The organism is Streptomyces showdoensis, assembly GCF_039535475.1.
Taxonomy (GTDB): domain Bacteria; phylum Actinomycetota; class Actinomycetes; order Streptomycetales; family Streptomycetaceae; genus Streptomyces; species Streptomyces showdoensis.
On record NZ_BAAAXG010000026.1, the window covers coordinates 1,274,053 to 1,293,885 of the forward strand.

A 19,833-nucleotide genomic window follows, 5' to 3' on the forward strand; every position below is an offset into this window, starting at 1 on the left:
TGTAGCCTCCCGCGCACGGACCCGGAAGAGGGATGGACATGAGCACGATCAACGGCGGCATCTCGTTCTGGTACGCCCAGGAGGGCGCCCCCGCACCCCGCGAACCGCTGCCCGGCGACACCACCGCCGACGTCTGCATCGTCGGCGGCGGGTACACGGGTCTGTGGACCGCCTACTACCTCAAGAAGGCCGCCCCCTTCCTCGACATCACCGTCCTGGAGGCCAAGTTCTGCGGCTACGGCGCCTCCGGCCGCAACGGGGGCTGGCTCTACAACGGGATCGCGGGCCGCGACCGCTACGCCGGGCTGCACGGCCACGAGGCCGCCGTCCGCCTCCAGCACGCCATGAACGACACCGTCACCGAGGTCATCGAGGTCTGCGCCGCCGAGGGCATCGACGCCGACCTGCACCGCGGCGGCGTCCTGGAGGTCGCCCTCTCCCCCGCCCAGCTCGCCCGCCTCAAGCAGTTCCACGCCGCCGAGCTCGCCTTCGGCGAGAAGGACCGGGAGCTGTACGGGGCCCGCGAGACCGCCGAACGCATCCGCGTCGCCGGAGCCGTGGGGTCCAGCTGGACCCCGCACGGCGCCCGCCTCCACCCGGTGAAGCTGGTCAAGGGGCTCGCCGACGCCGTCGAGGCCCTCGGCGTCACGATCCACGAGTCGACCCCGGTCACCGAGATCCGCCCGAAGCACGCCGTCACCCCGTACGGCACGGTCCGCGCCCCGTACGTGCTGCGCTGCACCGAGGGCTTCACCGCCTCCCTCGCCGGGCAGCGCCGCACGTGGCTCCCCATGAACTCCTCCATGATCGCCACCGAGCCCCTGACCGACGCGCAGTGGGAGTCGATCGGCTGGAACGGCCTGGAGACCCTCGGCGACATGGCGCACGCCTACATGTACGCCCAGCGCACCGCCGACGGCCGCATCGCCCTGGGCGGCCGGGGCGTCCCGTACCGCTTCGGCTCGAAGACCGACAACGACGGCCGCACCCAGCCCCAGACCATCGAGGCCCTGCGCGAGATCCTGGTCCGCTTCTTCCCGCAGCTCGCCGGCGTCGGCATCGACCACGCCTGGTCCGGCGTCCTCGGCGTGCCGCGCGACTGGTGCGCCACCGTCACCCTCGACCGCTCCACCGGCCTCGGCTGGGCCGGCGGCTACGTCGGCTCCGGCGTCGCGACCACCAACCTCGCCGCCCGCACCCTGCGCGACCTCATCCAGCAGGACTCCGGCCAGTCCGGGCCGACCGACCTGACCACGCTGCCCTGGGTGAACCACAAGGTCCGCAAGTGGGAGCCGGAGCCGCTGCGCTGGCTCGGCGTGCAGACGATGTACGCGGCGTTCCGCGGCGCCGACCGCCGCGAGGCCACCGGCCACACCGCCGCCACCGACCGGGTGGCCACCCTCGCCAACCGCCTGAGCGGCCGCTGATCAGAGCACCTCGAACAACCGGGCCAGCGGCCCGGGCACGCGCTCTCCCTCGAGCCCCCGCACCAGCACCCCGCCGTAGTGGATCTTGCGCCCCTTCGTCGTACCGAAGAAGCGCCGGAGCTGCTGCTGCGGGGTGCGCTCCCGCTGCGCGGGCTGCCGCAGGAAGGTCTCCAGCGGCCGGAGGTCGCCCTCCTCGCGGACGATCTCGATCACCCGCTCCACCCCGAGCGCGCGGATCAGCTCGTCCTCCAGGTCCGCCGCGCACACGAAGTAGTCCCGCGACCCGACGACCCCGGCCCGCGTCCACCCGCGCTCGAAGTAGTCGCGCTCCCGCTCGTCGCAGAGCCCGGTCAGCCGCAGCCCCAACCCGTCCGGCCCGAGGAACCCCGCGAACCGCCCGACCCCCATGGCACCCCCCATCGCCAGGACGCAGATCCCCTCCCCCACGAGATCCCGCCCCAGCCTCCCGGCGAACGCCTCGACGGCCCCGACATCACTGGGCCCCTCGACGAGCACGACCCCCCGGACCCCCACCTCCCCCACCAGCCCGACCGCCCGCTCCCGAGCCCCCTCGTCCCCCCGCCCACTCCCGGCCCAGGCGACGACGGCGTCCCGGAACGACTTCATGTCACCCATGTCCGTCGCCGCCCCGCGCGTCCGGTACGACGTCGCCGTACCGCCTCCAGTCCGGCGCCCCCATGGAACGCCCGACGGCGGCCATGTCTCCCCACAGGGCGTCCTCGCGCCCGGCACCCGGCGCGAGGGGAGCCCCCGCCATGTCCAGGAGAACGAGCGACGTGACCAGCGGGCCGCGCCACAGCCCCCGCAGCACCGCGCTGTTGGTCCGGAAGTAGGAGTCGTACATCTCCGCCACGAACGCCCGGAACACCGCCGGCTCCACATCGCAGCCGCCCAGCCGGTCGTTGCGCGCCAAGCCCATCGGCAAGTCGATGTGCTCCGCCACTCCCTTCATCAGCGAGAAGTACAGCCGTACACTGCGGTACCCCGCGTCCCAGAGCGTTTCGCCGTCCACCGCAAAGGGATGACTCAATCCGGCACCTCCGCCTCAGCCGATCGTTCGGACGCATACGCGCCCACCTGGTGGCCGAGCCCGGGATCAGGCGGCCCGCACCCCAGAATCGCCGCCACCGCCGGCCGCGTCGAGCCACATCCAGGGATCATCCGCATCCGGCGTGATCACCTCACGCAGCCGCAGAGCCTGCGCCCGGCTCAGGGGAACCTCGGCCCGCAGGAACCGTCCGCCTTGCTGAACCCCTGCAGGGTCCACACGCCCCCGCCACCCTCGAAAACCATCCGCGGACCCTACGCCGCCCCCGACACGGCCCCCAACGGGTTTTCCTTCCACCTCACAGGCTCGTGAGCGCGTCACCGACCGCGCACCACACCGTCGGGACCCCCTACCAGTCGCGCCACTTGTCCGTGAGCTCGTACCGCCCAAGCCCATGCCGGGCAGCCAACGCGGCCACATCGACACCGTGATCGCCCAGCGCCTCATCGATGTAGGCGCACAATGCCTCGCGTTCATCCGTCTCGTAGCCGCCGTGGACGTCGTCCACGGCGTTCAGGGCCAGGACGACGCGCTCGACCACCGCGAAGACCTGCGCGTCTTCCGCTCCCTCCAGCCCGGCGACCTCCCCGTCGAAGGAATCGAGAACGGCATCGGTCGCCGTCAGGAGTCCCTCCGGGTACAGGTCGGCCATGCACGCGCAGCCAGGATCCAAGGTGCCGGCGGCAAGCTGCTCGGCCTCACGGGCTATGCCCTCGCGCCAACTCGTCGTAGGTCTCTCAGCCATGCCGCGGACCGTACAACGCGGCTACGACAGCCAGGGCTGCCTCCACGATGGCGCCCGGCGTCGGAGCCATCTGGCACGCCTCCGGTCGCACGCAAAAGGCCGGCGCCGGGAAGCATCCCCCCGCACCGGCCCTCGCCCTGAGCCCCCTGTCGGGTTCGAACCGACGACCCCCGCTTTACAAGAGCGGTGCTCTGGCCAGCTGAGCTAAGGAGGCAGTCCGTGCAGTGTAACCAACGGGCGCACGCACAGGGGCGGGAATCTCACGGGCCCGGACTGCTGACAGATCGGGTGTGGCCAGGTAGCGTCACTCCCGGTTCACCCAGGTGGACTAGACCTCAATCCTTCCTTTACTCGGATCGTCCGGCACGTTCCTGCCGGTGAAGGGACACATCACCATGGCTTCCGTCACCTACGACAAGGCGACCCTGGTCTACCCCGGCGCCGAAAAGCCCTCCGTCAACGAGCTGGAGATCGAGATCGCCGACGGCGAGTTCCTCGTTCTCGTCGGCCCCTCCGGCTGTGGCAAGTCGACCTCGCTGCGCATGCTCGCCGGCCTGGAGGACGTCACCACCGGTGCCATCCGCATCGGCGACCGCGACGTCACGCACCTGCCCCCGAAGGACCGGGACATCGCCATGGTGTTCCAGAACTACGCGCTCTACCCGCACATGACGGTCGCCGACAACATGGGCTTCGCGCTCAAGATCGCCGGCGTCAACAAGAGCGAGATCCGCGCGAAGGTCGAGGAGGCGGCGAAGATCCTCGACCTCACCGAGTACCTCGACCGCAAGCCGAAGGCGCTCTCCGGCGGTCAGCGCCAGCGTGTCGCCATGGGCCGCGCCATCGTGCGTGAGCCGCAGGTCTTCCTCATGGACGAGCCGCTGTCGAACCTCGACGCCAAGCTCCGCGTCTCGACCCGTACGCAGATCGCCTCGCTGCAGCGCCGGCTCGGCATCACCACCGTGTACGTGACGCACGACCAGACCGAGGCGCTCACCATGGGCGACCGCGTCGCCGTCCTCAAGGACGGTCTGCTCCAGCAGGTCGACACCCCGCGCAACATGTACGACAAGCCCGCCAACCTCTTCGTCGCCGGCTTCATCGGCTCCCCGGCCATGAACCTGGTCGAGGTCCCGATCACCGACGGCGGCGTGAAGTTCGGCAACAGCATCGTCCCGGTCTCCCGTGACGCCATCGCCGCCGCCTCCGCCAAGGGCGACACCACGGTCACCGTCGGCGTCCGCCCCGAGCACTTCGACGTGCAGAGCGCGAGCAGCAAGGACGGCCTGGCCGTGACCGTGAACGTGGTCGAGGAGCTCGGCTCCGACGGCTTCGTCTACGGCTCCACCCGCGTCGGCGGCGAGGACAAGGACCTGGTGGTCCGCGTCGGCGGCCGTGACGTCCCCTCGAAGGGCTCCACCCTCCAGGTCGTGCCGCGCTCCGCCGAGCTGCACGTCTTCTCGACCTCGACCGGCGAGCGCCTCTCCGACTGACGCACCGATCCGCGGCGCTTCCGACGGCCCCGTCCCCGCTTGCGGGGGGCGGGGCCGTTCGCGTACAGGAGGCATGAATCGCCGACTTGGCGAAAACCCCGGCAGAACTGGGCATTCAGGCCCCCGACCCACCCTCGGCGTCAACACGGGATTCGAAAAGACACTTCGAACCATCCCTCGCGAGAGTGACTAAATGTCGCCATATCACTACCGGCCGCTACGCTCGCCTGCGTGACGCACACTGCCCGCCGAATCGGCCGCTCTCTCGCCCTCGTCCTGCCCGTCGTCCTGGTGCTCTCCGGAACGCTCGCGGTGTCCGCCGTCCCGTGGGCCGGCCACGGTTCCGACACCCAGCTGCTGGCGTCGTCCACGGACGTCTCGACGCGGGCCAAGTCCCGTGCCCCGCAGGATATTCTGCGCGACCAGCTGCTCGCAGAGCTTCAGGAGAAGGACCCCGGAAAGGCCCTCACCCACCTCCAGCGCGAGGTCGAGAACCGTCCGTCGCTCGCCAAGCACTGCATGTCCATCGCCCGGTCGCTCGGCGCAGCCGCCGTCCGCCACTACGGCCCCGCCCGCGCGCAGTCCTTCTCCCGCCCCGTCTGCGACACCTCCTTCGCGACCGGCGTCATGCACGCGAGCTGAGTGGAGCCCGGCAACCCCGGTGCGCATATCGTTCCCGGTATGCATACCTCCCCGACGCAGGCCGTGGTCCTGGCGGGCGGCCAGGGCTCGCGGCTGCGCCCGTACACCGACGACCGCCCCAAGCCGATGGTCGAGATCCCGGGCACCGGGACCCCGATCATCGGCCATCAGCTCTCCTGGCTCGCCGCCGAGGGCGTGACGGACGTCGTCGTCTCCTGCGGCCACCTCGCCGAGGTCCTCCAGGAGTGGCTGGAGAGCGCCGTCCTGCCCCTCAAGGTGACGACGGTCGTCGAGTCGGAGCCGCTGGGCCGCGGCGGCGGCCTGAAGTACGCGGCCGCCCACCTGCCGGAGCCGGGCAAGCCCTGGTACGCCACCAACGGCGACATCTGGACCCGCTTCTCCCTGCGCGAGATGGCCGATTTCCACGAGGAGCGCGACGCCACCGCGACCCTCGCCCTGGCCCGCCCCCGCATCCCCTGGGGCGCCGTCGAGACCGACGCGTTCGGCCACATCACCGACTTCATCGAGTCGCCGCCGTCCCCGTACCTCATCAACGCGGGCGTGTACGTCTTCTCCGCCGCCTTCACCGAGCTGCTGCCCGACCTCGGCGACCACGAGCGCACCACCTTCCCCCGGCTGGCCCGCGAACGGCGCCTGGCGGGCTTCCCGCTGCCCCAGGGGGCCTACTGGCGGGCCATCGACACCGCCAAGGACCTCACCGAGGCCGCCAAGGAGCTCGCCGCGCACGCGTAGACGCAGTACGGGCGGCCCCCACCGGGGCCTCGGTCGTACGGGGAAGGGGCCGCACCGGACTGACCGGTGCGGCCCCTTCCACGTCCGTACGGAGGCCCCCTGGCCCCCCGTACGGACGTCCCCGGCCTGCCGGCCCCGCCCGCTCAGATCAGCGCCGCGGCCGTCAGCGCGCGGGCCGGCGGCGACGAGGAGCTGGGCGACGGCGGCGACCACGTTCAGGGCGTTCGGGCGTTCGGGCTGTTCAGCGTGGTCTCTTGAACCTTGTGCAAGGCGAGGGTCGCCGCGCACCCCGCGCACGGACCGCACGGACCGCTCGGACACGCACGGACACGCAAGCACGCGAAAGGGCCCCGGTGCCGTCCGTCGCGGCGCCGGGGCCCTCGCCCACTCCCGTGTCCCGGGTCTCAGCCCAGCAGGCCGCCGATCGGGTTGCGGGGTCCGGCCGTGGACGAACCGCCGTCCGTGGAGCCGCTGCTGCTGCCGCTGCTCGGGGTGCCGCTGGTGCCGCCCGAGCCGCCGGAGCCCGAGCCGGAGCCCGTGGAGGTCGGCGGGGCCGCCGTGCGCGACTGGCTCGGGGTGCGGGTGCCGCTGCCCTGGCTGGCCGAGGGGCTGGTCCGCTCGCTGCGGCGGGGCTCCGTGGTCCGCGACGGCTCGGCCGTCTCCTCGTCCCGCTCCTTCTCCCCGCTCGCCCCGGTCGTCGCCGAGGGCTCGGGGCTCTTCGACTGCTTGCGGGCCGGGCCGGTGGCGCCGGGCTCCTTCGGGAGCGGCTCGCCGGGCAGGTGGTTGATCGGGTCGTCGTCCGGACCGGGGACCGTGACCATCTGGGTGGACCGCACGGCCCCGCCGAGCATCGAGCCGCCCAGCAGCGTGAGCCCGACGACGACCGCGGCGACGACCGTGCCGCGGCGCAGGACCCGGCGGCGCAGCTCCCACAGCTCGGAGCGCGGCCCGAGGGTGCGCCAGGCCTCGCCGGCCAGCCGTCCGTCGATCGAGTAGACCGGGGCGCCCGCGATGATCAGCGGCGACCAGGCGGCCAGGTAGATGATGTCCGGCGCGTCGTAGACGGGGACCGTCTTCCAGCTGACCGTCAGGATCAGCGCCGCGGACAGCAGCGCGCCGACGACGGCGGCGACCCGCTGCCACAGGCCGAGGACGGTGAGGACGCCGACGACGACCTGGAGGAAGGCGACGGTGAGCCCCGCGCCGACCGGGTGCTGGAGGGCGAAGTCGCGCAGCGGCTCGGCGAGCCCCCACGGGTGCAGCGAGTTGAGCCACTTGACCATCGAGCCGCGCTCGCCGCCGTCGAAGTAGACGGGGTCGCAGAGCTTGCCCATGCCGGCGTAGATGGAGATGAAGCCGAGGAAGACCCGCAGCGGCAGCAGCACCACCCCGAGGTTCATCCGACGGCCCGGGTAGTAGGCGTGCCGGACGGCGTCCGCGCCGTGCCGGTGCGGGGACCTGGCGTCGTACCCGGCGCCCTGGTCGTCGTGGGCGTCCGGCCCGAGGGCGTAGACCTCGTCGTACGCGCCCTCGTCGTACGCCCCTTCGGCGCGCCGCATCGGCGGCAGCAGCGGGGCCGCCGGGCCCGCGGGCACCACGGGGGTGGGCATCGTGTCGTCGACGCGCGGGATGGTCTGGGTCGTCGGTTCCAGGATGGAGACCGCGCCGGCGGACGACTCGCGCACCGCCTGCAGGAGACCGGTCGCGCCGGGCGCGGACTTCCCGGTCCACACGACGGGCCGGCGGCGCGCGGCGCCCGCCGCGGCACCCCCGGCCGCCGATCCGGCGAGGGCGGCGATCCGGGGGTTCACTGCGAACCTCGGCTGTTGGGCCGGCGCGAGCCGCACACGGAAGCTGGCGTGGTTCACGATCACCTGGGCGGGATCGGAATCCACTTTGACCATGCTCAGCGCGGGCTGATCGTCGAACCCCGGCCGGGGCGTTCTGGTGTCCACACTCATCTAACCGAGTGATGTGCGTTTAGGACACTGCCTTGACGGCTCGCAAATGTCCGAGGCCCGTCAAGATCACGGCCGGGGCGCGTCCCCCGTTCGGGTCAGCCCGTACGGGGGACACGGGTCGGCGCACCCGGTGGGCCGACGCGTCCGTCCCTGCGGTCGGGCGCGTCGGTCCGTGCGGTCAGCGCGTGCGGCGGCGCGCCGCCTCGTACAGCACGACGCCCGCGGCGACACCGGCGTTCAGCGACTCGGCGCCGCCCGGCATCGGGATGCGGACGAGGTAGTCGCAGGTCTCGCCGACGAGACGGCCGAGGCCCTTGCCCTCGGAGCCGACGACGATGACGACCGGGCCGGCCAGCGCGTCCAGGTCCTGCACCTCGTGCGTGCCCTCGGCGGCGAGGCCGACGACCGCGATGCCGGCCTTCTTGTACTCCTGCAGGGCGCGGGTCAGGTTGGTGACGCGGGCGACCGGGGTGCGCGCGGCGGTGCCGGCGGAGGTCTTCCAGGCACCGGCGGTCATGCCGGCGGCGCGGCGCTCGGGGATGACCACGCCGTGGCCGCCGAAGGCGGAGACGGAGCGGACGATCGCGCCGAGGTTGCGCGGGTCGGTGACGCCGTCGAGGGCGACGATCAGCGGGTCCTCGCCGTCGTCGTAGGCGGCGGCGGTGAGGTCCTCGGGGTGCGCGTACTCGTACGGCGGCACCTGGAGGACCAGGCCCTGGTGGTTCAGCCCGTTGGTCATGCGGTCGAGCTCGGGGCGCGGGGCTTCCATCAGGTTGATGTTGCCGCGCGCGCCGGCGAGCTGGAGCGCCTCGCGCACCCGCTCGTCGTTGTCGATGAACTGCTGCACGTACAGGGTGGTGGCGGGCACGCCGTCGCGCAGCGCCTCGAAGACCGGGTTGCGGCCGACGACCATCTCGCTCTGGCCCTTGGGGCCGCCGCGGCGGGGCGCGGGGCGGCGCTTGGCCGCCTGCCGGGCCATCGCGTTGGAGACGCGGAAGGCCTTGTGGCCCTTGCGGTCCTCGGCCTTGGGCGTCGGGCCCTTGCCCTCCAGGCCCTTGCGCCGCTGGCCACCGCTGCCGACCGTCGCGCCCTTCTTGTTGGACGTGCGGCGGTTCCTGCGCTGGCTGTTCCCGGCCATGACTACCTGTTTCCTCTGCCTGCTGCGTACGTGCGAGAAGTCTGCGCGTAACTCTGTGCGTAAGTCTTTACGTGAATCTGTACGTGAATCTGTACGTGTCTGCTAACTGAAGTGTGCCGCCCGGGGGGCCCGGACGGCACATCATCGGCGTTCTAGCGGTTTCCGAGGGTCCAGCGGGGGCCGTCGGGGCTGTCCTCGATGGCGAGGCCGGACTGGGACAGCTGGTCGCGGATGGCGTCCGCGGTCGCCCAGTCCTTGCGCTCCCGCGCCGCCTCGCGCTGCTGGAGCACGAGGCGGACGAGGGTGTCGACGACGCCGTGCAGCTCCTCGCCGCCACCGGACTCCTCGGCCCAGTGCGGGTCGAGCGGGTCCAGGCCGAGGACGCCGAGCATGGCGCGCACCTCGGCGAGGCGGGCGACCGCCTCTTCCTTGTCGTCGGCGGCCAGCGCGCTGTTGCCCTGGCGGACGGTGGTGTGGATGATCGCCAGCGCGTGCGGCACGCCCAGGTCGTCGTCCATGGCCTCGGCGAAGGCCGGCGGCACCTCGGCGGCGGGGGCGACGGGCGCCCCGGCCTTCTCGGTGGCGCGCTGGACGAAGCCCTCGATGCGGGCGAAGGCGGCCTCGGCCTCGCGCAGGGCCTCCTCGCTGTACTCGATCATCGAGCGGTAGTGCGGGGTGCCGAGGTAGTAGCGCAGGACGATGGGGCGCCAGTTCTTCACCATCTCGGAGACGAGCACCGAGTTGCCGAGCGACTTCGACATCTTCTCGCCGCTCATGGTGACCCAGGCGTTGTGCACCCAGTACCGGGCGAACTCGTCGCCGAAGGCCTTGGCCTGGGCGATCTCGTTCTCGTGGTGCGGGAAGATCAGGTCGAGGCCGCCGCCGTGGATGTCGAAGGCGGAGCCCAGGTACTTGTGGGCCATCGCCGAGCACTCCAGGTGCCAGCCGGGACGCCCGCGGCCCCACGGGGTCTCCCAGTCGGGCTCGCCCGGCTTGGTCGACTTCCACATGGCGAAGTCGCGCGGGTCCCGCTTGCCGGTGATGCCGTCCTCGGAGGGCTGGCGCAGGTCGTCGATGTCCTGGTTGGACAGCTCCAGGTAGCCCGGGAAGGAGCGCACGTCGAAGTAGACGCTGCCGTCCGCCTCGTAGGCGTGGCCGCGCTCGATGAGGCCGCGCATCATCTCGATCATCTCGGGCACGTGGCCGGTGGCCCGCGGCTCGTAGGTCGGCGGCAGGCAACCGAGGGCCTCGTAGCCCGCGTTGAAGGCGCGCTCGTTCTCGTAGCCGATGGACCACCAGGGACGACCCTGCTCGGCGCCCTTGGTGATGATCTTGTCGTCGATGTCGGTGACGTTGCGGATGAACGTGACGTCGAAGCCGCGGTACGCGAACCAGCGGCGCATGATGTCGAAGTTCAGCCCCGAGCGGATGTGCCCGATGTGCGGGGCGGCCTGCACGGTGGCGCCACAGAGGTAGATCGAGACACAGCCCGGTGTGAGCGGGACGAAGTCGCGGATCTGCCGGGCGCTGGTGTCGTACAGGCGAATGGTCACCACTCCAGGGTAGTGGGCAGGTGGTAGTGCCCCGCGCCCGATTCCCGGTCGCGGGGCGCCTTTTTTGCGCCTACGGGGCCGATTACGGAGCCGGTGCGGGCGATACGGGATAGAGGAGCGCGGTGGCGATCGCGGCCAGGCCCTCGGCCCGCCCGGTCAGGCCGAGCCCGTCGGTGGTGGTGCCCGAGACGGAGACCGGCGCACCGGCCGCCTCGCTCAGCGCCTTCCGGGCCTCGTCGCGGCGCTTTCCGATCTTGGGGCGGACGCCGATCACCTGGACGGCGATGTTGCCGATCTCGTACCCCTCGGCGCGGACGATCCGGGCGGCCTCGGCGAGCAGGGTGACGCCGGCGGCGCCGGACCACTCGGGGCGGGAGGTGCCGAAGTGGGCGCCGAGGTCGCCGACGCCGGCGGCGGAGAAGAGCGCGTCGCAGGCGGCGTGCGCGGCGACGTCGCCGTCGGAGTGCCCGGCGAGCCCGAAGCCTTCGCTCGCGTCCTCGTCCCAGAGCAGGCCGGCGCACCACAGCTCGCGCCCCTTCTCGAAGGCGTGGACGTCGGTGCCGATGCCGGTGCGGGGCAGGAGCGGGGGCGTGGGGCGGCTGTCAGAAACCATCGGTGGCCCTCCTGCGGGCGAGTACGGCCTCGGCGAGGACCAGGTCGAGCGGGCGGGTGACCTTGAAGGCCTCTTCGTGGCCGGGCACGACGACGACGGGGGCGCCGAGCTTCTCGACCATGCCGGCGTCGTCGGTGGCGCCCTCGCCGGTGAGGGCGACGGTCGCGTGGGCGTTGACGAGCGTGTCGCGGTCGAAGCCCTGCGGGGTCTGGACGGCGCGCAGGCGGGCGCGGACCGGGGTGGCGACGACCTGCTCGGGGCCGCCGGGGCGCTCGGCCGGCTCGACCTCCTTCACCGTGTCGGCGACGGGCAGCGCGGGGACGACGGCCACGGCCCCGTCCCGTACCGCCTCGATCACGGCGTCGACGGTGTCGACCGGGACCAGCGGGCGGGCGGCGTCGTGCACGAGGACGGTGGTGACGTCCTCGGGGACGGCGTCCAGGCCGAGGCGCACGGACTCCTGGCGGGTGTCGCCGCCGGGGACGACGACGTAGTCGGTCCGCTCGGGCAGCGCGTGCGCGTCGAGGAGGTTCTTGACCTCGCCGGCGCCGTCGGGGGGCGCGACCACGACGACGAGGGAGACGGCGCGGGAGGCGGCCATCGCCCGGACGGCGTGGACGAGCATGGGGGTGCCGTTCAGCGCGCGGAGCGCCTTGGGGGCGCCCGGGCCGAGGCGCACGCCCCGGCCGGCCGCGGGAATCACCACGGCGGTACGTGGAGGACGCGCTTCGTCTGACATCGGTTGCACTCCGGCAGGTTTGTTTCCGCGGGCGACGTGGGTATGGCGTCAACGAGCTTGTTGCGACGCCTCGACCGGGCCCTTTCCGTGACGACGGTCGGGGCGTCGCCTTGCGAAAGCGTCACGGACAGGTGCCCGGAGATGTGCAGGGGGTCGGGAAAAGAGAGACGAACATGCCGCGGTGCCCGGCGACGGCACTGTGGCACCGATGGGTTCATCGGTGGGATTCACAGCGCGCGCCGACAGGCACCGCGGCATGGGTGATGAGCATGGCTGGACGCCAGGCGTCAGAGCGCAGGCGTCAGGACGCGAGCACCTCGTCGAGGAGAGCCTCGGCCTTGTCCTCGTTGGTGTTCTCCGCGAGAGCGAGCTCGCTCACCAGGATCTGGCGAGCCTTGGCGAGCATGCGCTTCTCACCTGCGGAGAGGCCACGCTCCCGCTCGCGGCGCCACAGGTCGCGCACCACTTCGGCGACCTTGATGACGTCGCCGGAGGCGAGCTTCTCCAGATTTGCCTTGTAACGACGAGACCAGTTCGTCGGCTCTTCGGCGTACGGCGCGCGCAGCACCTCGAAGACCCGGTCCAGCCCGTCCTGACCGACCACGTCGCGAACTCCGACGAACTCCGCATTGTCAGCCGGGACGCGAACCGTCAGGTCGCCCTGCGCGACCTTGAGCACCAAGTAGGTCTTGTCCACGCCTTTGATCTGGCGAGTTTCGATGGCCTCGATCAGCGCGGCCCCGTGATGGGGATAGACCACGGTGTCGCCAACCTTGAACGTCATGTGACAGGTACCCCTTCCGTGGCTATCCAGGGTAACACGGATACGGCTTCTTCTGAATGGCGTTTTCGCAGGTCAGGGCATATCTCGGGGCTTGACAACAGCGCGGCGAACGTGCTGCGACGGGCTTCCGGAGGGCGGTATTCGCAGGTCGGAGCGGCTGCGCGGACGGAGAGAAACGCGCACGTTACACCCGTCCGGGGCGCCCCGACAGAGGGTCGATGCCCCGGTTTGCCCGGTTCGGTGTGGCGCTCTTCACGTACTCCGTTCGAGGATCGTCCACCCGTACGGATGCATCCAGCGTACTCAACCGACCGAATCCCGAATTGATCACCGGGAGGCCGGCCCGGGATTTTCCGAGAGCCGGTTTCGGAGTGCGGGCGGGCGGAATGCGGGCGCCGGTCGAATTGATCACCGCGGTTATGTGAACGGCAGGCCAATGGGACGTGATCCGGCCATGTCGGCGTGTTCATGACGCTACGGAGAGGGGCTGACGCGCCCGGCTCGGCGACCCGGACGGCGCGTAGGGGGCGGGTCGGGTGCGGGACGGAGAGTGCGGCTCGGTAACCTAAGGCCCGCTGACACACCCTTAGCTCGTCCTTAGCCTTGTCCGTTCGTCCTAGGAGATGCCGCCGCCGTGAGCCGCAGCCTTCGACGCGGCGCCCTCGCCGCCACCGCCATCGTGATCTCGATCGCCTCGCTGTCCGCCTGTGGCGCGGGCAACGACGCCCAGACGCTCGGCATCCGGCCGGACAACGCCGCCGTCACGGTCGAGGACGTCCAGATCCAGAACGCACTGGTGATCACCCAGCCCGACCCCGGCGCCGTGGGCCCCGCCGTCGTCTCCGCGACGGTCTTCAACAACGGCCTCACCCGCCAGACCCTCGACTCGATCACCCTGCCGGGCGCTGCCGGCCCGGTGAAGCTCAAGGCGGCCGAGGGCGACGGCCCGGTCGTCGTCCCCGCCGGCGGCTCCGTCGTCATCGGCGGCAAGGGCAACGCGTCCGCCACCATCGAGGGCGGCCTGCGCGAGGCGAAGAACGGCGACTCCCAGAAGCTCGTCTTCAAGCTGAGCAAGACCGGCGACGTCGGCATCGCCGCCTTCGTCGTCCCGGCCCACAGCTACTTCAAGGACTTCGGCCCCTCCGAGGTCCCGGCCCCGCCGGCCACCGCGCCGACGGCCACCGCCACGACGACCCCGTCGGGCACCGCCACCCCGTCGGGCGAGGCGACCCACGCGGCCGGTCACTGACCGTCCAGGAGTACGAAAAGGGGCGCCCCCTCCCTGTGGAGGGGGCGCCCCTTTTCGTATGCCCTCAGAGGCTCGCCGAGGAGTCGTACGGGCCCGCGGCCTACGGCTCGAACTTGTAGCCCAGGCCGCGCACCGTCACCAGGTAGCGCGGCGCGCCCGGGTCCGGCTCGATCTTGGCGCGGAGGCGCTTCACGTGGACGTCGAGGGTCTTGGTGTCGCCCACGTAGTCCGCGCCCCAGACGCGGTCGATGAGCTGCATGCGGGTGAGGACGCGGCCCGCGTTGCGGAGCAGCATCTCCAGGAGGTCGAACTCCTTCAGCGGCAGGTCGACCTTGCCGCCCGCGACGGTGACCACGTGGCGGTCGACGTCCATGCGGACCGGGCCGGCCTCCAGGGCCGCGGGGGTGACCTCCTCCGGCTCTCCGCGGCGGCGCAGGACCGCGCGGATGCGGGCGACCAGCTCCCGCGAGGAGAAGGGCTTCGTCACGTAGTCGTCGGCTCCTATTTCCAGGCCGACGACCTTGTCGATCTCGCTGTCCTTCGCGGTCACCATGATGACCGGGACGTTCGAGCGGCCGCGCAGCTGGCGGCAGACCTCGGTACCGGGCAGACCCGGCAGCATCAGGTCGAGGAGGACGAGGTCCGCCCCGTTGCGCTCGAACTCGTCGAGGCCGTCGGGCCCGGTCGCCGCGACGGCGACCTCGAAGCCCTCCTTGCGGAGCATGTAGGACAGGGCGTCGCTGAAGGATTCCTCATCCTCGACGACAAGCACTCGGGTCACGGAAGGACCTCCGGGGCGGGGAGCGGTTCGGTCATGAGATCGGGGGTGTGGGAGAGGCGGAGGCGGCGGTGCCGGGCGCGGCGCCGAACTCGGCGCCGAACTCCGTGTCGAAGTCCGGGTCGAAGTCGGGGTCGAGGTCCGGGTCCGGTCCGGCCTCGGCGCCCGACCCGCGGTTCCGCCGCGCGGCGCCCGCCTCGGGCAGCCGCAGGGTGAAGGTGGAGCCCTGGCCTTCGGTGCTCCAGACCGTGACCTCCCCGCCGTGCGAGGCGGCCACGTGCTTGACGATGGCCAGGCCGAGCCCGGTGCCTCCCGTGGCGCGGGAGCGGGCCGGGTCGACGCGGTAGAAGCGCTCGAAGATCCGCTCGCGGTCCTTCTCCGAGATGCCGATGCCCTGGTCGGTCACGGCTATCTCGATCAGGTCGCCGCCGGGTGCCGCGACGCGGCGGGCGGCGATGCCCACCCGGGTACGGGCCGGCGAGTAGTTGACGGCGTTCTCGACGAGGTTGCCGAGGGCGGCGGCGAGCTGCCCCCGGCTGCCCCAGACGTGCAGGTCGGCGGTGCCGCCGGAGGCCATGGTGATCTGCTTGGTGGACGCGGTGTGGCGGGAGCGGTCGATCGCCTCCGCGACCAGCTCGTCCACCCGCACCGGCTCCGAGTCCTCCAGCGGGTCGTCGTTCTGCACCCGGGAGAGGTCGATGAGCTCCTGTACGAGGTTGGTGAGGCGGGTGGCCTCGATCTGCATCCGGCCGGCGAAGCGGGTGACCGCCTCGGGGTCGTCCGAGGCGTCCATGACGGCCTCGGAGAGCAGGGAGAGCGCACCCACGGGAGTCTTGAGCTCATGGCTCACGTTGGCGACGAAGTCGCGCCGCACCGCTTCGATCCGGCGCGCCTCGGTCAGGTCCTCGACGAGCAGCAGCACCAGGCGCGAACCCAGCGGGGCGACCCGGGCGGAGACGGCGAGGGCCTCGCCGCGTCCCGTGCCGCGCCGCGGCAGGTCGAGCTCGACCTGCCGTATCTCCCCGTCCCGGCGGGTGTCGCGGGCCATGTTGAGCATCGGCTCCACGGCCAGCTTCCCGCCCCGGACCAGACCGAGGGCGTACGCCGCCGAGCTGGCCTTGACCACCGAGTCGCTCTCGTCGAGGACGACCGCGGAGGAGCGCAGCACGGACAGCACGGTGTCGACGCCGGGCGGGAGCACGGCGTCGGTGTGCAGGGAGGTACGGGTGGGTCTCGCCTGGTCGCGCTCGCTCCAGCGGAACGCCAGCATGGCGATCACGCCGGTGCACACTCCGGCGATAGCGGCCAATGCGGCGACCGCCGCGTTCACGTCCATGGCATCAAGGTTATGCGGGTCCGCCGACACTCTCCCAGCCGTCCGAGTGGCTGCTCGAACAGTCGTCGCCCAGAGTTCACCATGGGGACGGTGCTGGTTCATTTGCCCTGGTGGAGACTGCGCCCCGCGTCGCCCAGAGTTCACCTGGGGGAAAGTGCCGGTTCATGTGAGGGGGTGGATCCGGACGCGTAGGGGGCCGAACGTGGGAGCGTGGGAGTCCGAGCCCACCCGGAACCCCGGAACCGGACCACCGGAACCGGTGCCTCGCACCGAGGCAGGCAGAGCCAGAGAGGGACATCCATGCGTGACGCGTACCACGAGGAACTTGACTCGATCGGCGAGGGCCTGGTCGAGATGGCCCGCCTGGTCGGGTCGGCGATCGGGCGCGCCACGACGGCGATGCTGGACGCGGACCTGAAGCTGGCGGAGAGCGTGATCGCCGCGGACCAGAGGGTCGACGACCTCCAGCACGACCTGGAGGCCCGCGCGATAGCCCTGCTCGCCCGGCAGCAGCCGGTGGCGACGGACCTGCGGATCGTGGTCACCTCGCTGCGCATGAGCGCCGACCTGGAGCGCTCGGGCGACCTGGCCCAGCACGTGGCCAAGCTGGCCCGGCTGCGCTTCCCGGACCGCGCGGTGCCGAACGACCTGCACGCCACGATCCTGCAGATGGGGCAGCTGGCGCAGCGCCTGATGGCGAAGGCGGCGGAGGTCATCATCACCAAGGACGTCGACCTCGCGCTCCAGCTGGAGCAGGACGACGACGAGATGGACCTGCTGCACCGCACGCTCTTCCAGCACCTGATGGACGACCGCTGGAGCCACGGCATCGAGACCGCCGTCGACGTGACGCTGCTGGGCCGCTACTACGAGCGGTTCGCGGACCACGCGGTGTCGGTGGCGAAGCGCGTGGTCTACCTGGTGACGGGTGAGCACGCGGACGAGCTCCAGCCGGCGGAGTCGCCGGTCGAGGGCGCGTAAGCCGCGCGGAGGCGGAGCTCGCACAACAGTGCGCCGTTGATGCGCCCTGGTGGCTGGGCATCCAATGGGAGGAGGCGAGGTACGCCTTCCAGGGAGGGACCCCATGGCCGAATCCGCTCCGACCACCGACCCCCAGCAGGAGACCCCGCGCGACGCGGAGTTCCTGCCCGTCCTCGGCGCCTGCGGCTGCGGCTCGGGCTGCGGCTGCGGCTGCCAGTCCGGCGGACCGTGCCAGTGCGGGGGCTGCTCCGGCTGATCGTGTGAGGCGGGACCCGCGAGGGCGGGCCCCGCCTCCGCGCTCCTCAGCCCTGCTCGGGGCCGATCTCCAGCACGCCGACGAGCTGCTCCCCGGCCCGCTCCCCGGTCTCCCGGAACCCGAGCCGCCGGTAGAACTCCCCGGGCCCGTGCTCCCCCGGTTCCCAGCAGACGTACATCTCGCGCGCCCCGCGCCGCACGAGCTCCTCCCGCACGGCGTCGACGGCGAACCGCCCGTACCCCTTGCCCTGGCGCTCGGCCCCGATGTTCAGCCGCCACAGCCCGCTGCGCCGGTCGGCCGGGTCCTTCTCGGCGTTCCACTGGATGTCGACGAAGGCCATGAGGAAGCCGACGAGCTCGTCCCCGTCGAACACCAGCCGCGGCCAGGCCGTCTCCCCGTACGCGTACGCCTCGGCGAGCGAGCGCACGACGGGGGCGACGTTCTTCTCCTGGTGCGGGTGGACGCGCAGCTCAAGGGCGGCGTCGATGGTGGCGGGGGTGACCTGTTCGAGGCGCAGTGACGTGCTCATGGCCTGGACGGTAACCAATCGCGGGCGCGCGCTGCGCGTGAATAGGGCCCCCTGGAAGGGGGCCCTACCGTTCACTGGCCCGGCAGGAACACGACCGAGCGCAGCTTCAGCCGGTCCGAGGCGGGCCGGCCGTGCGGGCGGAGGCGCCACTCGGCGCCGGTGCACTCGGGGCCGGTGAAGACGAGCGCGTACTCGTCGGTGTCGTTGTGCGGGGCGAAGGCCGGCTCGGAGGCGTCCGGGTCCGCGACCTCGGGGAGGGTGAGGCACGTCCCGCTCTCCGGGTCGTGCAGCGTGACGAGGATCGGCGAGCCGTTCTGGCCGACGGCCTTGTAGTGGAAGTCGCCGGTGGCGGCGTGGGCGGGCGTGGCGAGGGTGGCCGTCAGGGCGAGGGCACCGCAAGCGGCGGCGAGGGAGTGCCGGAGACGCACGGGGGGTTACTCGTTTCGTGAGGTGGCTGGGTCGACTGGAGCGACCTGGGTCGTCTGCACCTCTGCTCCCCCGCGGCGCCCGCCATGCGGAGCCCCCGGGCCGGAAGGTTTCGCCCTCACCCGTCCGGCCGCGGCCCGGCGTCAGGTCCCGAGGGAGAACCAGCCGGGCGTGGCCGAGTACACCTGCGGCGCGTAGTCGCAGGACTTCTCGTCGAAGGGCCCGGCGGCCAGCTCCGCCGCCCGCCGCTCGCCGCCGTCGTCCACCCGGTCGGCGGCCACCACGAAGGCGAGGGCGGCCACCATGCAGAGGACGAGGAGCCCGGGCCGGACCGGCCGGCCCCGCAGGGCCGCGGCGGCCGCGCCGACGACACCGGCGAGGAAGGCCGCCGCCACCAGGGCGAGGGCGAGCAGCGTGCGGTGGTCCAGCACCGGCGCCGCGTGACACAGCACGTACTGACGCCCCGACCGGAACCCCTGCACCCGCTCGAGGAGCGCGAGCAGCACCAGCCCCGCCGCGCAGACGAACACGTGCCACGGCCGCACCCCGACAGCCCGCCCGACTCCCATGCGCCACCCCCGTGTTCGTACCGCCCGTGTCCGCGCGGCACTCTACCGAGCAGCACGCGAGGGCCTCGCGGATCAGTGATCGGCAGCCGGCGCCTGGAGCTGGGCGGCGATTCCCTGCCGGTCGATCTGGATCCAGTACTCGACGATGAGTCCGTCCTCGACGCGATAGACCGCGCTGGTCATCGCCGTGACGGGCGCGCCGGTCGGCGGATGGCCGGCGACCGGTCCGACGTGCCGACCGGTCTGGGTCCAGCGGGCGTAGACCCGATCTCCTTCGGCGATGAGCTCGTCCACCGTCAGCGTGAAGGCGCCGTACGCGTCCAGCATCTCCCGAACGTGCTCCGCGTACTGCTGCGGCGTCCGCTCCACGATCGCCGGCGCCTCCGATTCGACCTGGTGGGCCCGGACCCGGTCGGCCATGAATCGACCGGCTCGCTCCGGGTGCAGCCCCGAGCGCACCTGCAGCAGGAACTGGTGGACGGTCTCCTTGGCATCGATCATGGTCGCAGTCTGGCATTCCGTCCCCGCGGCGGGCGGCCCGGACCGACGGCCCCAGCGCACGAAGAAGCCCCCTCCCGGCGGAGAAACCGCGGGCAGGGGGCTCTTTCGTGGGTCAGGACTACTTCTTGCCCTGGGTCTGGCGGGCCCGTCTTCCGCCCCTGGTCAGAGGGCCGTGCACCCCGAGTGACCTGCGGTCGAGCGGTCATTATTGGTCGTCGTTGGCCGTCACCGGTCGCCGTCGGAGGGCCCCGAGAGGGCCCAGCGCGGGGCCCACCGCACCGGCATTGATGG

Annotated in this window: 22 protein-coding genes and 1 tRNA gene; 7 read left to right on the top strand and 16 right to left on the bottom strand. The window is 72.0% G+C overall.

Going from position 1 to position 19,833, the window contains the following annotated elements; genetic code table 11:
• The first annotated feature begins 38 nt into the window (after nucleotides 1-38).
• Complete coding sequence (locus tag ABD981_RS18530; RefSeq protein WP_046911144.1) at nucleotides 39-1,427, top strand: NAD(P)/FAD-dependent oxidoreductase; 1,389 nt, start codon at nucleotides 39-41, stop codon at nucleotides 1,425-1,427.
• On the opposite strand, the gene ABD981_RS18535 is transcribed toward ABD981_RS18530, so the two are convergent.
• The 4 genes from ABD981_RS18535 to ABD981_RS18550 form a co-directional block, all read right to left on the bottom strand.
• A complete protein-coding gene (locus ABD981_RS18535) occupies nucleotides 1,428-2,063 on the bottom strand; it encodes a TOPRIM nucleotidyl transferase/hydrolase domain-containing protein (RefSeq protein WP_345529876.1) in 636 nt (211 codons plus the stop codon).
• Complete coding sequence (locus ABD981_RS18540) at nucleotides 2,056-2,460, bottom strand: DUF6086 family protein (RefSeq protein WP_046908623.1); 405 nt, start codon at nucleotides 2,458-2,460, stop codon at nucleotides 2,056-2,058. The genes ABD981_RS18535 and ABD981_RS18540 overlap by 8 nt, the downstream gene beginning before the upstream one ends.
• 385 nt (nucleotides 2,461-2,845) lie before the next feature.
• Entirely contained in the window at nucleotides 2,846-3,241 is a 396-nt protein-coding gene (locus ABD981_RS18545) for a hypothetical protein (RefSeq protein WP_046908622.1), read from the bottom strand.
• Nucleotides 3,242-3,381: 140 nt separating this feature from the next.
• Nucleotides 3,382-3,455: transfer RNA gene (locus ABD981_RS18550), tRNA-Thr, on the bottom strand.
• A 181-nt stretch (nucleotides 3,456-3,636) separates the two neighbouring features.
• Between ABD981_RS18550 and ABD981_RS18555 the strand changes: the two genes are divergently transcribed.
• The 3 genes from ABD981_RS18555 (at nucleotide 3,637) to ABD981_RS18565 (ending at nucleotide 6,129) form a co-directional block, all read left to right on the top strand.
• Nucleotides 3,637-4,734, top strand: coding sequence for an ABC transporter ATP-binding protein (locus ABD981_RS18555; RefSeq protein WP_046908621.1), 1,098 nt, complete (start codon nucleotides 3,637-3,639; stop codon nucleotides 4,732-4,734).
• A 231-nt stretch (nucleotides 4,735-4,965) separates the two neighbouring features.
• Nucleotides 4,966-5,376: a hypothetical protein gene (locus ABD981_RS18560; protein ID WP_046908620.1), complete on the top strand. Its 411-nt coding sequence runs from the start codon at nucleotides 4,966-4,968 to the stop codon at nucleotides 5,374-5,376.
• 39 nt (nucleotides 5,377-5,415) lie between these two features.
• Nucleotides 5,416-6,129, top strand: a complete 714-nt coding sequence (locus ABD981_RS18565; protein WP_046908619.1) for a nucleotidyltransferase family protein — start codon at nucleotides 5,416-5,418, stop codon at nucleotides 6,127-6,129.
• 404 nt (nucleotides 6,130-6,533) lie between these two features.
• Here the strand turns inward: ABD981_RS18565 and ABD981_RS18570 are convergent, their stop codons facing one another.
• The 6 genes from ABD981_RS18570 to ABD981_RS18595 form a co-directional block, all read right to left on the bottom strand.
• A complete protein-coding gene (locus ABD981_RS18570; RefSeq protein WP_123954594.1) occupies nucleotides 6,534-8,090 on the bottom strand; it encodes a DoxX family membrane protein in 1,557 nt (518 codons plus the stop codon).
• Nucleotides 8,091-8,268: 178 nt separating this feature from the next.
• Nucleotides 8,269-9,228 carry a 23S rRNA (guanosine(2251)-2'-O)-methyltransferase RlmB gene (gene rlmB, locus ABD981_RS18575; RefSeq protein WP_046908616.1) on the bottom strand — a complete coding sequence of 320 codons (960 nt, stop codon included), beginning with the start codon at nucleotides 9,226-9,228 and terminating at the stop codon, nucleotides 8,269-8,271.
• Nucleotides 9,229-9,380: 152 nt separating this feature from the next.
• The gene (gene cysS, locus ABD981_RS18580; RefSeq protein ID WP_046908615.1) at nucleotides 9,381-10,781 is read right to left on the bottom strand and encodes a cysteine--tRNA ligase; all 1,401 of its coding nucleotides are present in this window, start codon (nucleotides 10,779-10,781) and stop codon (nucleotides 9,381-9,383) included.
• 82 nt (nucleotides 10,782-10,863) lie between these two features.
• The gene (gene ispF / locus ABD981_RS18585; protein ID WP_046908614.1) at nucleotides 10,864-11,394 is read right to left on the bottom strand and encodes a 2-C-methyl-D-erythritol 2,4-cyclodiphosphate synthase; all 531 of its coding nucleotides are present in this window, start codon (nucleotides 11,392-11,394) and stop codon (nucleotides 10,864-10,866) included.
• Nucleotides 11,384-12,133 (bottom strand): 2-C-methyl-D-erythritol 4-phosphate cytidylyltransferase, encoded by a 750-nt coding sequence (ispD, locus tag ABD981_RS18590; protein WP_046908613.1) that lies wholly within the window; start codon nucleotides 12,131-12,133, stop codon nucleotides 11,384-11,386. Before ispD ends, ispF begins: the two co-directional genes overlap by 11 nt.
• Before the next feature lie 301 nt (nucleotides 12,134-12,434).
• On the bottom strand, nucleotides 12,435-12,917 hold the full coding sequence (locus ABD981_RS18595) for a CarD family transcriptional regulator (protein WP_003953493.1): 483 nt from the start codon (nucleotides 12,915-12,917) through the stop codon (nucleotides 12,435-12,437).
• Between the two features lie 634 nt (nucleotides 12,918-13,551).
• On the opposite strand from ABD981_RS18595, the gene ABD981_RS18600 reads away from it, so the two are divergent.
• Entirely contained in the window at nucleotides 13,552-14,166 is a 615-nt protein-coding gene (locus ABD981_RS18600; protein WP_046908612.1) for a hypothetical protein, read from the top strand.
• Between the two features lie 100 nt (nucleotides 14,167-14,266).
• Here the strand turns inward: ABD981_RS18600 and phoP are convergent, their stop codons facing one another.
• Both phoP and phoR read right to left on the bottom strand, forming a co-directional pair.
• A complete protein-coding gene (gene phoP, locus ABD981_RS18605; RefSeq protein ID WP_466728736.1) occupies nucleotides 14,267-14,938 on the bottom strand; it encodes a two-component system response regulator PhoP in 672 nt (223 codons plus the stop codon).
• 40 nt (nucleotides 14,939-14,978) lie between these two features.
• Complete coding sequence (gene phoR, locus ABD981_RS18610; RefSeq protein ID WP_240495275.1) at nucleotides 14,979-16,280, bottom strand: two-component system sensor histidine kinase PhoR; 1,302 nt, start codon at nucleotides 16,278-16,280, stop codon at nucleotides 14,979-14,981.
• 300 nt (nucleotides 16,281-16,580) lie between these two features.
• Here phoR and phoU point away from each other — a divergent pair, with 300 nt between their 5' ends.
• Nucleotides 16,581-17,261 (top strand): phosphate signaling complex protein PhoU, encoded by a 681-nt coding sequence (gene phoU, locus ABD981_RS18615; RefSeq protein WP_046908611.1) that lies wholly within the window; start codon nucleotides 16,581-16,583, stop codon nucleotides 17,259-17,261.
• 103 nt (nucleotides 17,262-17,364) lie between these two features.
• Complete coding sequence (locus ABD981_RS18620) at nucleotides 17,365-17,517, top strand: hypothetical protein (protein WP_165590947.1); 153 nt, start codon at nucleotides 17,365-17,367, stop codon at nucleotides 17,515-17,517.
• 46 nt (nucleotides 17,518-17,563) lie between these two features.
• Here ABD981_RS18620 and ABD981_RS18625 read toward each other — a convergent pair whose 3' ends face one another.
• The 4 genes from ABD981_RS18625 to ABD981_RS18640 form a co-directional block, all read right to left on the bottom strand.
• Nucleotides 17,564-18,046 (bottom strand): GNAT family N-acetyltransferase, encoded by a 483-nt coding sequence (locus tag ABD981_RS18625; protein WP_046908610.1) that lies wholly within the window; start codon nucleotides 18,044-18,046, stop codon nucleotides 17,564-17,566.
• Nucleotides 18,047-18,117: 71 nt separating this feature from the next.
• Nucleotides 18,118-18,474, bottom strand: coding sequence for a hypothetical protein (locus ABD981_RS18630; protein ID WP_046908609.1), 357 nt, complete (start codon nucleotides 18,472-18,474; stop codon nucleotides 18,118-18,120).
• 141 nt (nucleotides 18,475-18,615) lie between these two features.
• Nucleotides 18,616-19,041, bottom strand: coding sequence for a hypothetical protein (locus ABD981_RS18635; RefSeq protein WP_131723880.1), 426 nt, complete (start codon nucleotides 19,039-19,041; stop codon nucleotides 18,616-18,618).
• Nucleotides 19,042-19,113: 72 nt separating this feature from the next.
• A complete protein-coding gene (locus ABD981_RS18640) occupies nucleotides 19,114-19,542 on the bottom strand; it encodes an ester cyclase (RefSeq protein WP_046908607.1) in 429 nt (142 codons plus the stop codon).
• Nucleotides 19,543-19,833 lie beyond the last annotated feature (291 nt).

What these genes read in the sequence shown, in the direction of transcription:
- ABD981_RS18570 (WP_123954594.1), bottom strand. Translation starts at nt 8,090, where the DNA reads ATGAGTGTGGACACCAGAACGCCCCGGCCGGGGTTCGACGATCAGCCC.
- rlmB (WP_046908616.1), bottom strand. Translation starts at nt 9,228, where the DNA reads ATGGCCGGGAACAGCCAGCGCAGGAACCGCCGCACGTCCAACAAGAAG.
- ABD981_RS18595 (WP_003953493.1), bottom strand. Translation starts at nt 12,917, where the DNA reads ATGACGTTCAAGGTTGGCGACACCGTGGTCTATCCCCATCACGGGGCC.
- ABD981_RS18625 (WP_046908610.1), bottom strand. Translation starts at nt 18,046, where the DNA reads ATGAGCACGTCACTGCGCCTCGAACAGGTCACCCCCGCCACCATCGAC.
- ABD981_RS18620 (WP_165590947.1), top strand. Translation starts at nt 17,365, where the DNA reads ATGGCCGAATCCGCTCCGACCACCGACCCCCAGCAGGAGACCCCGCGC.
- phoR (WP_240495275.1), bottom strand. Translation starts at nt 16,280, where the DNA reads ATGGACGTGAACGCGGCGGTCGCCGCATTGGCCGCTATCGCCGGAGTG.
- ABD981_RS18635 (WP_131723880.1), bottom strand. Translation starts at nt 19,041, where the DNA reads ATGGGAGTCGGGCGGGCTGTCGGGGTGCGGCCGTGGCACGTGTTCGTC.
- ABD981_RS18555 (WP_046908621.1), top strand. Translation starts at nt 3,637, where the DNA reads ATGGCTTCCGTCACCTACGACAAGGCGACCCTGGTCTACCCCGGCGCC.
- ABD981_RS18565 (WP_046908619.1), top strand. Translation starts at nt 5,416, where the DNA reads ATGCATACCTCCCCGACGCAGGCCGTGGTCCTGGCGGGCGGCCAGGGC.
- ispF (WP_046908614.1), bottom strand. Translation starts at nt 11,394, where the DNA reads ATGGTTTCTGACAGCCGCCCCACGCCCCCGCTCCTGCCCCGCACCGGC.
- phoU (WP_046908611.1), top strand. Translation starts at nt 16,581, where the DNA reads ATGCGTGACGCGTACCACGAGGAACTTGACTCGATCGGCGAGGGCCTG.
- ispD (WP_046908613.1), bottom strand. Translation starts at nt 12,133, where the DNA reads ATGTCAGACGAAGCGCGTCCTCCACGTACCGCCGTGGTGATTCCCGCG.
- ABD981_RS18545 (WP_046908622.1), bottom strand. Translation starts at nt 3,241, where the DNA reads ATGGCTGAGAGACCTACGACGAGTTGGCGCGAGGGCATAGCCCGTGAG.
- ABD981_RS18530 (WP_046911144.1), top strand. Translation starts at nt 39, where the DNA reads ATGAGCACGATCAACGGCGGCATCTCGTTCTGGTACGCCCAGGAGGGC.
- ABD981_RS18535 (WP_345529876.1), bottom strand. Translation starts at nt 2,063, where the DNA reads ATGGGTGACATGAAGTCGTTCCGGGACGCCGTCGTCGCCTGGGCCGGG.
- ABD981_RS18640 (WP_046908607.1), bottom strand. Translation starts at nt 19,542, where the DNA reads ATGATCGATGCCAAGGAGACCGTCCACCAGTTCCTGCTGCAGGTGCGC.